Genomic DNA, 14,530 nt, shown 5'->3' on the forward strand with positions numbered 1-14,530 from the left:
ACTTTTTTTTAAATAAAGGTACGTTGTTCCCCTTGAGCGCTCTTTCATAGATATAAGCAAAGAGCGCTGAAGCGCAACTACATACCTAAGAGTTAACTTGTATTTTGTGTCAGTTGCGTAAGTCCTGGAATGTAACGGATTTAAATTACTGATTCCCAATTACCCAAACAATCAAAATCCAAAATCTACAATCTAACAATAGACTCATGGATATTATTGAAAGCGTCAAAATGGCTGTCACAACTTTGACGGCAAACAAGTTACGCAGCAGCTTGACGATGTTAGGAATTATCATCGGTAATGCTTCCGTAATTTCGATGATTGGTATTGGCGAAGGAGCTCAAACCTATATTGCGGGACAGGTTAACTCTCTGGGTTCAAATTTGCTGTTTATCATTCCCGGAAGTCCTGATGCCCAAAGTCGCCCGGTGATTCCTCCTCAGACTTTGGTTTTGGATGATGCAGAGGCGATCGCCTCTCAAGTTCCTTCTGTCGAAGCAGTTGCACCAACTCTCAATGACAGTCAAATCGTTACTTACCGCAATAAAAACGTTTCGTCTTCGATTGTCGGAACTACTCCTGAGTTTCTGCCGGTGAGAAGCTTTGATGTTGCTCAAGGTCGTTTTTTAAACAAGCTAGATTTAGAAAGACAAGAAAATGTAGTTGCTTTAGGTTCAGAAGCTGCTGAACAATTGTTTGGCAATACTCAGCCTGTCGGTCAATATGTTCGCATCAAAAATGCAACTTTTCAAGTGATTGGCGTGATGCAGGCTAAGGGATCGAGTTTTGGTGACAATCAAGATATGAATGTTTATTTGCCGCTGACAACGATGGCTAACCGCATTGTCGGTCGCTCGTCTCCCTACGGTACTAAGGTAACATTTATTTCGGTTTCTGTGAAGGATGAAAAGTTAATGAGTGCGGCGCAATTTCAAATTGAAAATCTGCTGCGCTTGCGTCACAATATTACTAAGGAAGATGATTTTACTGTCCGAAATCAGAAGGATTTAATGAAGACTTTGGGCAGCATTACTGGTGCTTTGACTCTGATGTTGGCTTTTGTGGCGGCAATTTCGCTGTTTGTGGGCGGTATCGGGATTATGAACATTATGCTGGTTTCTGTGACTGAACGTACTAAGGAAATTGGACTGCGAAAGGCGATCGGTGCTTCTCCTCAGGATATTCTGATTCAGTTTATGATTGAGGCTGTGATTTTGTCGGCTGCTGGTGGTGCTATCGGTACTGGATTCGGTATCGGTGGTGTGTTTTTGGTGTCTGCTTTTAGTCCTCTGCAAGCTAGTGTTTCTCCAGTGGCGATCGCCCTTGCGGTTGGTGTTTCTGGTAGCATAGGCTTATTTTTTGGCATCGTACCGGCAAAACAAGCTGCTAAGTTAGACCCGATTGTGGCACTCAGAAGTGCTTAATCAGTTGACAGTTGACAGTTGACAGTTGACAGTTGGTAGTTGGCAGTTGACAGTTGACAGTTGACAGTTGACAGTTGACAGTTGGCAGTTGGCAGTTGACAGTTGACAGTTGACAGTTGACAGTTGACAGTTGGCAGTTGGCAGTTACCAATTACCAATTACCAATTACCAATTACCAATTACCAATTACCAATTACCAATTACCAATTACCAATTACCAATTACCAATTACCAATTACCAATCTTGACGATGATTGGGATGATTGTCGGAAATGCTTCGGTAATTGCGATGATTGGGATTGGAGAGGGGGCTCAAAATTTTGTGGGCGGACAAGTTAAATCTCTCGGTACAAATGTGTTGATTGTGAGAGCTGGAGTGCCTAATGCTAGCCGAAGTTCGATTAGAAATGCACCTCAAACACTGATAGTAGAAGATGGTAAGGCGATCGCATCTCAAGTCCCGTCGGTGCAAGGTGTATCTGCCGAACTCAACAGTTCAGAACTCGTTCGCTACGGTAACAAAAATGTCTCGTCTCTGATTTTTGGCACAATTCCCGAATTTCTGACTGTCAGAAACTTTGAAATGGCTAAAGGACGATTTTTGACGGAACTCGATGTTAGGCAAAACAATCAAGTTGTGATTCTTGGTTCAGAATTGGCCGAAAAACTGTTTGCTAATACCAATCCCCTCGGCGAACAAGTGCGAGTCAAAAATGTCAGCATGAAAGTAATTGGAGTATTTGCGGAGAAAGGGACATCTTTTGGTACGAATTATGATAACTCAGCCGTTGTGCCGATCGCCACAATGGCCAACCGCATTGTCGGGCGCAAGTCTCCCTACGGTTTAGCTGTCACTTCGCTGTTTATTTCGATTCAAGATGAGTCGAAAATGGATGCTGCTCAATTTCAGGTGGAAAACTTGCTGAGATTGCGGCACAAGATTACCACAGAAGATGACTTTACTGTCCGAAATCAGAAAGATTTAATGGCGACAATGGGCTCGATTTCCGGGGCGCTGACACTTATGTTAACTGCTGTGGCCAGCATTTCTTTGTTAGTCGGCGGCATTGGGATTATGAACATTATGCTGGTTTCCGTCAGCGAGCGCACTCAGGAAATTGGGCTCAGAAAGGCGATCGGGGCTTCCCAACACGATATCTTGTTTCAATTCATTATCGAAGCTGTAATTTTATCTGCCGCTGGAGGCATCGTTGGGACTTGCGTAGGAGTTGGAGGTATCTTGCTTGTAGGTAATTTTACGCCTCTGCAAGCTGGTATTTCGCCTGTGGCGATCGCCCTTGCTGTTAGCGTGTCCGGTGGCGTCGGTCTCTTCTTCGGCGTGATCCCGGCGCGTCAGGCGGCCAAACTCGACCCGATCGCAGCCTTGAGAAGTGCTTAACAAATAATTACATATATAGCATACTTAAGTATATACCTAGGCAAGTATATACATAATGTTACTCGTTGATGCTAACCACGGTGTATATATGTTGAAAAATTAATAAAACCAGTCGGATGGTAAAGTTTTAGCAAAAACAATGTAGTTTAAATAAAAAATTAATCGGAAACTTTATCAAAATGAGTGAAACATTAAAGATTCAATGAAGTTTCACTCAGGGGATTTACTTACTTAAGAAAAGGCCTAATAATCTAAACTACGAGCAAACACTCATAGCATCGATCGATGGCTATGAAGGTTGGCTATTTGATGAAAATTATTAAATAAAAACAATGGCATCTCTTACCAGCAGTCCTAAATTCGACTTTCTCGAAGGAACTTCAGGCCCAGACACACTTAACGGCTTGGATGGTAACGATATAATTTATGCCAAGAGCGGAGACGACTTGCTCCTAGGCGATCGAGGTAAAGACAAAATTTGTGGCGACTCTGGTAACGATACAATTGCTGGCGGCCTAGACGACGATATGATCTGGGGCGGCAAAGGCAACGACCTGATATTTGGCGACTCAGGCAACGACACTCTCTACGGGTGCGTAGGTAGCGATACCATCAGCGGTGGTGAAGGCAATGACATATTTGCGATCGGCAAAAGCAACGGCGGCCCAACGGTAGCCACAGCAGACTACATCACTGACTTCGAGAAGGGCAAGGACAAAATTCGGTTGCTCAATGGTCTCACATTTAACGACTTAAACATCCAACAAGGCACAGACGCTAACAGCAACAGCACGGTAATTCAAGACAAACTCACAGGTGAATATTTAGCAGTATTGCAGGGAGTCAATAGCAGCACCGTCACCCCCGACAACTTCGCAACTCACCTTTCGGGAAACTGCATCAGAGAGTCGAACGGAATGATGCTAGACGCCATCCGGACAGCCGGCACCCCGCCTCCGGTAGCCTCCCGCAACATGGCAATGGTTCACGCGGCCATTTACGACGCTGTTAACTCGATTACCAAAAAATACAGCCCTTACCGCGTCAACATAGATGCACCAGCGGGGGCATCAGAAGAAGCTGCGGCTGCGGCGGCTACCTACCGCACTCTGCTTAGCCTGTACCCTGCACAAAGCATCAAATTTGATGCAGCATACGCATCGTCTTTAGCAAAAATTCCCGATGGGAAATCGAAACAAGACGGAATCGCGATCGGACAACAGGTTGCTGAGAAAATTATCAGTTGGCGCAGTACAGACGGCGCTAACAAAGTAGTACCCTACACACCGAAAACTGACGCAGGCAATTGGCAGCCGACTCCTCCGGGCCTGGCCGCATCATTGCTGCCCCAGTGGCCGGATGTGACTCCCTTTGCGATGACTAGCGGTTCGCAGTTTCGTCCGTCAGGCCCGCCCGCCCTCGATAGCGCCAAGTACGCAGAGGAGTTGAACGAGACTAAAGAAATCGGCAAAATTGACAGTCTGACGCGCACGCCCGATCAAACTGCGATCGCCAAATTCTGGGCCAACGGCGGAGGTACTTTTACTCCCCCCGGCCACTGGAACCAAATCGCCTCAGAAGCATCGGCCCTCAGCGGTACATCGTTGGAAGATAGCGCCCGCTTGTTCGCCCTGCTAAATATTGCCCAGGCCGATGCAGCTATTAACTCGTGGGATGCTAAATATAAGTACGATTTCTGGCGGCCCGTGACAGCTATTCGCCAAGCTGACACAGACAACAATCCCAACACAACAGCCGATCCTCTGTGGACACCGCTGCTGATAACTCCGCCCTTTCCTGAGTACACATCGGGCCACAGTACCTTTAGCGGTGCAGCGGAACCAGTTTTGAACTCTGTATTTGGTTCGGATTTTGGCTTTGCAGATAAGGGAGACAAGTCTGTCAACAGTCTGCGAACCTTTGACAACTTTGCCCAAGCGGCCGACGAATCGGGGATGAGTCGCATTTACGGAGGCATCCATTTCATGAGTGCTAACGTAGACGGTTTGAGCGCGGGTAGAAATGTGGGGAACTATGTTGTCCAGAATTTCTTAGTTTAGGAAAGTGGCGAGTTGATGGAAAATGGAAAATTTTCCATTTTCGATTTTCTGAATTGGGTGCATCTCTGATTTTGCAAATGTATGAAAAAATCACTGCGTACCTTACCGCTATCAGTAGTGCGTCAAGCTATTTTTTGGTCTTAGGAATGAGAATTAAATAACTTACAATTTTAATTATTGTGGGATGGGCGTCCCGCCCGTCTATAAAGGACGGGCGGGACGCCCATCCCACAAGCTTGTGTAAGGGTGCATCTCAGTTTTGCAAGAAGCATTGTTTATTGTAGTGCGAGCGTCCCCGCACAGCAAAGCTTGTACAAGCTTTGCTGTGCGGGGACAGCACTGTAAATGCAAAACTGAGATACACCCCTTGTGTAAATTATTTAATTCGCCATCCTTAGTCCTGACTATTCCAGCAGTTCCACAGTGCCGAGATATCCATCTACTCGCACTTTTTGACCGTCTCGCAGGCGAGTTGTAGCTTCAGCAATATTCATGACTGCGGGAATTTTGTACTCGCGGGCGATAATTGCTCCGTGAGACAACTGGCCGCCAACTTCGGCTACAATTGCCTTTGCTCCTAACAGCAGCGGCGCCCAACCGGCATCGGTGTAAGGCACTACGGCGATCGCATTTTCGCCTAATTCTGTAGTGACACTCCGGCAAATCTTCACAAAACCTTCGACGCAGCCGATACTTGCCGGGATTCCCTGCATGATACCAGTTGCAGATGTTGAGGAGTCGATCGACCTTTTCTGAGAATTCGGCAGCAGATTGCCGTAGACTACAGGGGGAATCGGGCGATCGCGATCGGCTAACAGGCGATCGCGCCTCAGGCTAATCGTCTCCTGAAAAGAAACACTCGCACCGCTGCGAATCCACTGCTGAATCTCCGCAAATTCCAGATAAAAAATATCTCCTGGTTCCTGAAACACCTGCATTTCCAATCCGCAAGCTTCAATTGCCAAAAAAGTCCAGCGGAGATGAGCCAACAATCGCGCGTAAATTTCACTAATTTGGCTTTTAACTATAGCTCGTTCCTGACATTTATTTAAGCGCCACTTCTGAGCAAAAGTCAAGCTTAATTTTCCAGTTGCTGCTGAATTAGCAACAGTAGGTTTTTGAGCCAAAGTTATCAGCAATTTGCGGTAAGTTTCAGACTGTTCTCGCCAAGTAGGAACAGCGATATCCGTTCCCACTTCGCTCAAATATCCGTAAATATCCAGCCACTGTTCAAAGTCTGCTTGCAAAGCCAGACTTTCAGTAAATATCTGTGCTAATTGTGCGGCTGAAACATTCTCGCCTGACTGGTAAATAGCAACTTCTCGCAATTTCTCAGCCAACTCTTGCAAAGCTCGCACCGAAGCGATTTCAGGAGCAGTATCATTAACAAGCCAATCATCATCAACGCGAAAAATTGCTTTGCGAATTGCCAGCCCGATCGGCCCCAAGATATTGTAGTAAGTAATCGGCTTCAGCCACTTCTGAATTTGCTCAGATTTATCCAACAACTCACTTAAATCTTGGTAATTGGGCATGGGGAATTGGGCATGGGGCATGGGGCATGGGGCATTGGGCATTGGGAATTGGGCATTGGGAATTGGGAATTGGGCATTGGGAATTAATATTCCTTCTTCATTCTTCCCTCTTCCTTCTTCCCTCTTCCTTCTTCCTTCTTCCTTCTCTGACTTCTCCAGACTTTCGATTGCTGGTAAAAAAATAGAAGTGCGATCGCCCGCAAAATCTGCATTCAGCGCCCGCTCCCGCTGCACCAGACGCCACAAACCGGGTAAAGAGGGCAAAATCTTCCCCAAAGGCGGCTTACCCATCTTCTGCCCCCTGAGCAAAAACTCCAAACCCTGCTCCGGCAATCCCATCATCCGAAAGATTTCGCCCAACAAAGTCGCGTTAAAATAGGCGTGGGAACCCAGCAAAGTCGCCGTTTCCTTGAAATTTAGATTAGCAGCGCGATCGGCCAAAACCACCCGAAAAATCTCTCCCCAAACCCCACAAGTCAGCGGCCGATTAATCGACCAAGTTAGCGGGCGAATTGCACCAGGAATCACTTCTGCGGCAATAGTTCGAGTCCAAAACGGCTGCAAATTAGTAATCGGGCGGCTTTGCAAAATCCAAACTTTTTCCCCGTCCCAACTCCACTCAATATCCTGCGGGATTCCGTGAAAAAAAGCTTCGATAGCTTGCGCTTGTTTGACTAATTCAGCTAGAAGTTTTGGGTTAACAATTGAATTAATTTCGAGTTCGTTTAAAGTTTGTTGTAAAATTTCAGGCTGGGTAAAATCAACTTCCAAATGTAACGGAGTAACTTGTCCGCCGACAACAGATTCAGCACCTCCCGGCAAAGCTTCAATAATTATCTGGGAACCGCCATCTAAAGGATTGCGGCTGAACATAACTCCCGCAATTTTTCCCTCAATATAAGGCTGAATCAAAACAGCCATTTGAGTATCCGGGAGTTGTCGCTGCTGGCGGTAAGCCACAGCTTCGGAAGTCCAATAAGACTGACGGCAGCGGTGAATGCCAGCGATTAATTCTGCTTCAGTGGAAACAGGCCCGATAGTTTCATATTGCCCAGCCGCCGAACTAATATCGCCATCTTCTCCCGCCGCCGAAGAGCGCACAATCATGCGATTTGCGATTTGCGATTTTAGATTTTCGATTAAAGAATTAGGGATTGACAAATTTTCACTGTTTTCTGAATGCCCGATGCTCGATGCCCGATGCCCGATGCCCGATGCCCGATGCCCGATGCCCGATTCATTCAATAATATCCAGCCAGAAGGAACATTAAAATTAGCGCGTTTTAGTTGAGACAATCTCGCAGCTTTATCGCCGCAAATTTTAGCATCCAACGAGTCATCGAGAGAAAACAATTGTTCCGATTTAGATAAAGCCATATCATCACCCTGACTGAGATTAATTGCAGCTAATAAAACTCCCAATCCTGCTGCTGCTAAGAATTCCGGCAAAGATTGATGCCACACCCAAACCCAGATAGGCGTGCACAGACAGCCGCAGCGGGAAGCAAAGAGTCTCGCCCGATCGCCCTTTTGCCACAACCGCCGTGCCAAACCCCACACCAGTAGCCCCCAAATGCCAGAAGAGACAGCCACCGGCGGCGAAAATACCAAAAGACCCCAAACCGCGTTAGTCACGCCTCCACCTCGGGCGATCGCATATCTGGCCGCAACCAGAGGAATTAACAGGGCGATCGCGATCGCAGGTGAATCAGGAAACCAAAATCTCCCCGCCAAAACCGGCAGAATACCCCTGGCAATTTCCGCCAACACCGCAGCAATTCCCGCCAACTTCCCCCCGTGAATAAAAGCAGCCGACACGCCCACATTCCCCGTGCCCAACCGCCTCAAATCTTTACCGCCCAGCAGCCGCACCGCCCAGCGAGTAAGCGGCAAAGCACCCAGAGCAAAACTGGCGGCTAACAGAAGTGCGATCGACAACAGCGGCATAAAGGGGATTTTTAATTTCAATCTCTAAGTATTATGGCTGCAATTCGCTCAAATTTTCAGTCTTCGGATATATTGCACGATCGCCAATAGCACATAAAATACTAGAGAAGTACAGTAAATAAGGATTTGAACCAAATGGTAGAGAACAACCTAATGATTCCGATCGCAGTTCTTGGTGTTGGATTTGTCGCTGCGGTTAGTATCGGCTCCATTGCGTGGTATAATTCCAAGCGCCCCCCGGGTTGGGAATCCAAAGAACGGCCTGATTTTGTTCCAAAAGTTGATAAAGATGATTTGATTGCAGATGTTTCTGAGTCCAAAGGTAAATAATAAAAAGTTTATTGAGACGAAGAAAAACTGAGATAGGACTTGTGAATTAATGAGAAAACTTTGTCGTTGCACCCAGAACGCTGCAATTTTAAGGGCTGGGTTTTCCATTTTTCGCACAAGTCCTGTATTTATATTGTAATGAAGAACATATTAATAAATATTCTGATATCCTGTCTGGTAGAACAACCACAAGCAAAAAAGTTTATATTAGCGAATGCGGCGTTGCTGCTGCAACGGCATGAAAGACTCAATGTGAAAAAATGAAACAAGCCAGTCAGTCAATATAGCTGAATTTTCAAGTGATTCATTTTCATACCCTAATATAAGCAAGGTCGTTTTTTTTGAAGAGCAAGAAATCGCTGTCGGTGCGGTTGAGTTCGATATAAATTGAAAGAGCCGGATCGATCGCCATCACATCGCCGTTTTTGTAGGTTGTGGAGCCGGAAGTCATCAAAAAATCGGATTTTTGTCAAAAGTATTTTCGAGAAGGTCGATCGCACGTTACAATATGTTAAGAGCCGGCACCGCCTTTTGCAGTCAGTAACTCAGCTCTAAAGAGACTGAGCTTGTAAGAAATTGCAAGCTGTGCTGACCAGACCCCTGTTACAAGGAGACGTTATTTAGGTCATGATACCGGAGAATGCGACGCTAGTTTTCCGCTCTATCGTTTGCAGTCAAACAAACTTAAAGTCACTCTCGTTAGTGCTGCAAACTTAACAAGCCTTTATAACCAGGTCGAAGCGAACATTACACGCAAGTGGAGGGACACAACAATGTCCAATTTTATTTTCGTAGTTGACACAAACAAAAAACCACTCACACCTTGCAAGTCGTCAATGGCTCGTAAGTTGCTGACGGCTGGTAAAGCGGCTATCTTCAGAAGATTCCCGTGTACCATTATCCTCAAAAAGGCAGTAACAGCAACCATTGAATCAATTACTCTCAAATTAGATCCAGGTTCCAAAACTACAGGCATTGCATTATTGCAAGGTGAAAAAGTAATTTTTGGTGCTGAATTAACTCATCGCGGTCAAACTATCAAAGCAAGTCTTGAGTCCCGTCGTTCACTGCGTCGAGGAAGGCGAAACCGTCATACTCGTTACCGCCAAGCAAGGTTTTTAAACCGTACCCGCAAAAAAGGTTGGTTGGCACCATCCTTGCAGCACCGGGTAGAAACCACCCTGACTTGGGTTGAAAAATTACGCAGGCTTGCACCTATCGGTTTAATTGTTCAAGAGCTGGTCAGATTTGACTTGCAACAATTAGAAAATCCTGAAATTTCAGCTATTGAATACCACCAAGGCGAACTACAGGGTTACGAAGTTAGGCAATATTTGCTTAACAAATGGAACCGAAAATGTGCTTACTGCGACGCCGAAAATGTACCATTGCAAGTTGAGCATATTCATCCCAAATCTCAAGGCGGAAGCAATCGAATTTCTAATCTTTGCCTTGCTTGTCAGAAATGCAACCAGAAGAAAGGTACTCAGAACATTGAACAATTCTTAGCAAAGAAACCTGACATTCTGAGTCGAATTCTTACACAATCCAAGCGCCCCCTAAAGGATGCTGCTGCGGTAAATTCGACTCGATGGACGTTATTTGGTCGCTTAAAAGAAACGGGGTTGCCTGTTTTAACTGGCTCAGGTGGACTGACCAAGTTCAATCGTAGTCGGCTGCAACTACCTAAAACTCATTGGCTTGATGCTGCTTGTGTCGGTCAAGTTGAAGCGCTAGAATTATTAACAAATAAGCCACTGCTAATCAAGGCAACTGGACACGGAACCCGTCAAATGTGTCGCACAGACAAATTTGGCTTTCCATCTCGGTACGTTCCTCGAAACAAGTTTGTTAAAGGCTTTCAAACTGGTGACATCGTAAAAGCAATCGTCATCAGTGGCAAGAAAATAGGTGAATATGTTGGTCGGGTTGCAGTTAGAACGACAGGTTCGTTCAACATCTCAGCATCAGAATTGGTGCAAGGAATTAGCCATAAATACTGCAAAATAGTTCACAAAAAAGATGGCTACAGTTACGCATATTAGGATTGACGGGGACTGAAGTCCCCCGCGTCGCTTCCCTCTCAAGGCTAAAGCCGTTGAGTTTCCCGCATCCCGTATTAATTTTTATGAATCCAGAATCAACTCTCGCCAGACTACAAGCTACACTTCCCGACGGAAAACTGCCTTCTAGCTACGGGGTATACTTCAAAAACACCCTAGTAGCCCTGTGTCACGCCCTAGAAGACCACATCTTGCAAACCAGCAGCGGGGACGATCTCGCACTCAAACCGCTGGTTTTGGTGACGTTTCAGCAGGGAAAATGGTATTTGCAAGAAGCCGATCGCTACTTCGATATTGCTAAGGCTTCTCGACAAGTTGTCATCGGTGCAGTAGCCGACAGCGGTTTCGCTACCCACAAAACCGGTCAATTAGAAAATGTATCTTTAATAGAACTTGATGAGATCGACCCCATTATCCAAGAATGGAATTTAATCATCCTGGCCCCCACATACAAAGCAATGGTGCTTTGTCGCGAACTTACGGCCCAGGAATACTTGCCAGAGGGCAAGCCAGAAGTCGATACAGAGCGAAAATTCTACGGTTTGTGGTCGTTTGACCAGTCGTTGGTGTCGGCGTCAGCAGAAATTTTTATAGAACAAACACGACATTATAATCCCTCCCTAGCCGACAGTTTGCTAGAAATTCATCACGAAATTCTTGCTACCAAAGGCCCGCCCTTGGCAGACATTAGTGGCGTAGTATCCCGCATCGTTACTTACCTGCAAAGTTCTCAGCAGCAAATGGTGGCAATTAACCGCCAAACTCGCGATTTGTGGGAATTGGAAGGTCAAGCTTTGCGCGTCAGCCGCAATTTGAACGCCAACAAACTGCAAGCTTTTCTGCGGATGGCCCAGCGCGTAGACGAACGCGACACCTCAAATCCCACAGCTTCTTTGCAGGTGGCGGCTTTGTCGGAAACTTTGGGTCAATTGTTGGATTTGCCGGCTTTGCAACTGCGAAGGCTGCGGCTGGCGGGATTGCTGTTTCGAGTCGGCTTGGTTTCGGCGCCGAATGAGGTGTTCGATCGCACTTCCGATAAATTCGACCAAGGAACTCTATCATTTTGGCGCGATCGCAGTTTCATCGGTTCCCAACTCCTCCAAGCAATGCCGGAATTAGCACCAGTCGCCGAAATTGTCAAGCACAAACTCGAAAATTGGGACGGCAGCGGCAGGCCCGAGGGTTTGCGAGGTGAAGGGATACCCGTTGCTTCGCGGATTTTGGGTTTGGTCGCTTGTTTCCAAGACTTGACTCAACCGCGGGGCGATCGTCCTGCTTTGAGTTTGACAGCAGCCTTAGAAAAGTGCCGCGAACTGTCGGGTACTCGCTTCGATCCGGCTTTGGTGGAAACTCTCGGGAATGTCGTCAGACTCGCAGATATGGGTTTGATGGAGTTACCCACCCGCCCCAGCCAACTGCCTAATATCTGGTTGGAGGATTTGGGCGATCGCACGATCGCGGCAACTCCGGCATTGTAAAATAAGTTGGGTAATTCAGTGGACAGTTGACAGTGGACAGTGGACAGTTATTGTATGGTGCGTCAGGACTACGGATTTAGTACGAATTCCGCAACCTAATTTTCTGTTTACGGTGTGTACCCTAGTAATTGACAACTGCCAACTGACAACTGCCAACTGCCAACTGCCAACTGACTTATGACTTATGACTAAAAACTAATGACTCATGACCTCGAAGCCATACGCCAAGGCAAAATTCATATATTGGCCGGCATAGATTTAGCCGGCGCAAACTTAGCGGGAGCCGATCTCGCAGGTGCCGACTTATCTCAAGCCAACTTAACAGGAGCTAATCTCACCGGTGCTAACTTGCAGCGGGCGGTGCTGCGAGCAAACCTCCGCGGCGCAGACTTGAGCGGTGCTGACTTGCGCGGGGCTGATTTTCGGAATGCTGACTTGCGCGGTGCTTCTTTTGCTAATGCTTTAGTCCGCGATGCAAGTTTTGGGGGTGCTTTTTTGACGGCGGCCTCGATCGGCAATTTGGACTTGAGCGGTGTCGATTTGCGGGGAGCCGATTTGCGGGGTGCTAATTTGGCTCGCGCCATCTTGCAGCAGGCAGATTTGAGCAATGCCAATTTGTCCGGCGCAGACTTGTCGGGAGCTGATTTAGAAGAAGCTATCCTGAATGGAGCCGTACTGCGCGGTGCTAACCTGACGGGGGCTAATTTGCTCTGTGCTGCGATCGAACATACCGTCTGGGATGGAGCTTTGCTCGATCGCGCTTGTCTCCAAGGCACGCCCCTGAGTCCTTAAATTTCCAAAATGTTACTTTCAAGGCAGACAAAAAACAACTTCTGCTTATAAAGTGAATAAGCACAAGCTATTTTAACATTTCTTAATGAGAGGCTATAATAGCGACTGTAGATCAGCAAACGAATAAATGGTAGCAGCTTTGTTTAGCGGTACATCCTTTCAAGGTCAAAGTGGCGATCGCCTTGTCAGCAAAGTAGCAGGAGCTGCGATCGCAGCCTTATTCAAACGTTCTGAAAAGGCAGAAGCCAACATCCGAGTCGAACCTGTAGCCAAACTCTTGCAGGGAAGCATCGACGGTTTCGACTTCGTTGGCAAAGGTATGTTGATGTATAACGGCCTGCGTATAGAAGTGATGGAACTCTACTTGCAAGCACTCTCCATTGATTTTGGGGCGATTTTTGCAGGTCAAGTCAAATTGCGGCAGCCTACCCAGGCAAATATGCGAGTAGTCTTAAGCCGATCGGATTTAACCACCTCATTCAATACACCTTTTGTAGTTGAAAAACTCCAAAAGCTGAAATACCAAGAGCAATCTCTGTACTTTCAAAACACTGAAGTCAGCTTCGGAACAGACAAATCAATTCGGCTTCAGTCCGAGATTACGATCGGCCAGGACAGCGAACCAGTCAAAATAGATATTACAGCTCAATTGCAAGTAGAAGACCGGCGCAAAATCCAATTTGTCAGCGTTACTTACGGCGGTGACGGGCAAGCAGTAGACTTGGCTCAAGCTATAATTGCCCACGTAAATAACTTGCTAGACTTAGACAAATTTGCTTTAGAGGGCACTCAACTGCGAGTAGACCGCTGTCGAGTTCAAAACGACGAGCTGGTTTTTTACGGCTGGGCTGGCATCGAACAGTTCCCCAAAGGCAAGCGCTAAGCCTCAGCGTGCTGAGCTTAGCCGACAAATCAGATTAGTGGGAAAAATTTTATAGCTTAACAAAACTACCCGCCCCGGCGGGTTTTGCTATTTTAGCCACAGTTTTTCAGCTATGGCGTTGCTAGCCTAAAGTCTCTCTGTATTCCGGTGTATTTCCAGAACTAATCTGTCGCGGATTTAATATGTCAGCAACTGCTGACTTAAATTATTTTGAGCGAGAATTCATAGCGCGCCATCAAGCTTAAATTTAAGTGCAACAGAACTTATACAACGCATAATATGCGGACTAATTGTTAAGTACGTTGTTACACTTCGGCGCTGTTTATATGAAAGAGCGCTGAAGCGCAACTACGTACCTGTGCAAAGTAGCTTATTCACGGAGATTCTAGATATCTGCTCAAAATCAGCACTCAGGTTGAGGCGATCGCCCAAATAGTCTTGATAAACTTAGAGTGTCTTGGAGACAGAAACCGGGTTTGAGAGACAAAATTCTCTGGTGGGGCGATCGCAAAGATGGGAGAACCGCTCGTAAAAACATGGACAAAGCTACCCAAAAGTAGTCAATGTTAGACATCTACGTTAGTAATTTTAGTCCACAGTCCTAAAACTACAGGAATAA

The 14,530-nt window shown here is 46.5% G+C and carries 10 protein-coding genes; 8 read left to right on the forward strand and 2 right to left on the reverse strand.

Annotation, left to right across the window (positions count from 1 at the left end; translation table 11 throughout):
* Positions 1 to 206 precede the first annotated feature (206 nt).
* From JGK14_RS30890 to JGK14_RS30900, 3 genes are all read left to right on the forward strand, one after another.
* Positions 207 to 1,424 carry an ABC transporter permease gene (locus JGK14_RS30890; RefSeq protein WP_293211659.1) on the forward strand — a complete coding sequence of 406 codons (1,218 nt, stop codon included), beginning with the start codon at positions 207 to 209 and terminating at the stop codon, positions 1,422 to 1,424.
* 199 nt (positions 1,425 to 1,623) lie between these two features.
* Positions 1,624 to 2,823, forward strand: coding sequence for an ABC transporter permease (locus JGK14_RS30895; protein WP_325315878.1), 1,200 nt, complete (start codon positions 1,624 to 1,626; stop codon positions 2,821 to 2,823).
* A gap of 332 nt (positions 2,824 to 3,155) precedes the next feature.
* Positions 3,156 to 4,883 (forward strand): M10 family metallopeptidase C-terminal domain-containing protein, encoded by a 1,728-nt coding sequence (locus JGK14_RS30900; RefSeq protein WP_325315876.1) that lies wholly within the window; start codon positions 3,156 to 3,158, stop codon positions 4,881 to 4,883.
* A gap of 404 nt (positions 4,884 to 5,287) precedes the next feature.
* Here the strand turns inward: JGK14_RS30900 and JGK14_RS30905 are convergent, their stop codons facing one another.
* A complete protein-coding gene (locus JGK14_RS30905) occupies positions 5,288 to 8,365 on the reverse strand; it encodes a glycerol-3-phosphate acyltransferase (protein WP_442921498.1) in 3,078 nt (1,025 codons plus the stop codon).
* 135 nt (positions 8,366 to 8,500) lie between these two features.
* On the opposite strand from JGK14_RS30905, the gene psb35 reads away from it, so the two are divergent.
* Positions 8,501 to 8,695, forward strand: coding sequence for a photosystem II assembly protein Psb35 (psb35, locus tag JGK14_RS30910; RefSeq protein ID WP_293146752.1), 195 nt, complete (start codon positions 8,501 to 8,503; stop codon positions 8,693 to 8,695).
* Positions 8,696 to 9,005: 310 nt separating this feature from the next.
* On the opposite strand, the gene JGK14_RS30915 is transcribed toward psb35, so the two are convergent.
* Positions 9,006 to 9,146, reverse strand: a complete 141-nt coding sequence (locus JGK14_RS30915; RefSeq protein ID WP_293177118.1) for a hypothetical protein — start codon at positions 9,144 to 9,146, stop codon at positions 9,006 to 9,008.
* A gap of 322 nt (positions 9,147 to 9,468) precedes the next feature.
* Between JGK14_RS30915 and iscB the strand changes: the two genes are divergently transcribed.
* The 4 genes from iscB to JGK14_RS30935 all read left to right on the forward strand — a co-directional run bounded on the left by iscB (position 9,469) and on the right by JGK14_RS30935 (position 13,911).
* The gene (gene iscB, locus JGK14_RS30920) at positions 9,469 to 10,740 is read left to right on the forward strand and encodes an RNA-guided endonuclease IscB (RefSeq protein ID WP_293177120.1); all 1,272 of its coding nucleotides are present in this window, start codon (positions 9,469 to 9,471) and stop codon (positions 10,738 to 10,740) included.
* A gap of 83 nt (positions 10,741 to 10,823) precedes the next feature.
* Positions 10,824 to 12,236, forward strand: coding sequence for an HD domain-containing phosphohydrolase (locus tag JGK14_RS30925; protein WP_293205266.1), 1,413 nt, complete (start codon positions 10,824 to 10,826; stop codon positions 12,234 to 12,236).
* Positions 12,237 to 12,434: 198 nt separating this feature from the next.
* Positions 12,435 to 13,028 (forward strand): pentapeptide repeat-containing protein, encoded by a 594-nt coding sequence (locus JGK14_RS30930; RefSeq protein WP_293177124.1) that lies wholly within the window; start codon positions 12,435 to 12,437, stop codon positions 13,026 to 13,028.
* Positions 13,029 to 13,155: 127 nt separating this feature from the next.
* A complete protein-coding gene (locus tag JGK14_RS30935; RefSeq protein ID WP_293177126.1) occupies positions 13,156 to 13,911 on the forward strand; it encodes an LmeA family phospholipid-binding protein in 756 nt (251 codons plus the stop codon).
* Positions 13,912 to 14,530: the final 619 nt, after the last annotated feature.

It is taken from the genome of Microcoleus sp. PH2017_28_MFU_U_A (assembly GCF_020738035.1).
GTDB lineage: Bacteria > Cyanobacteriota > Cyanobacteriia > Cyanobacteriales > Microcoleaceae > Microcoleus.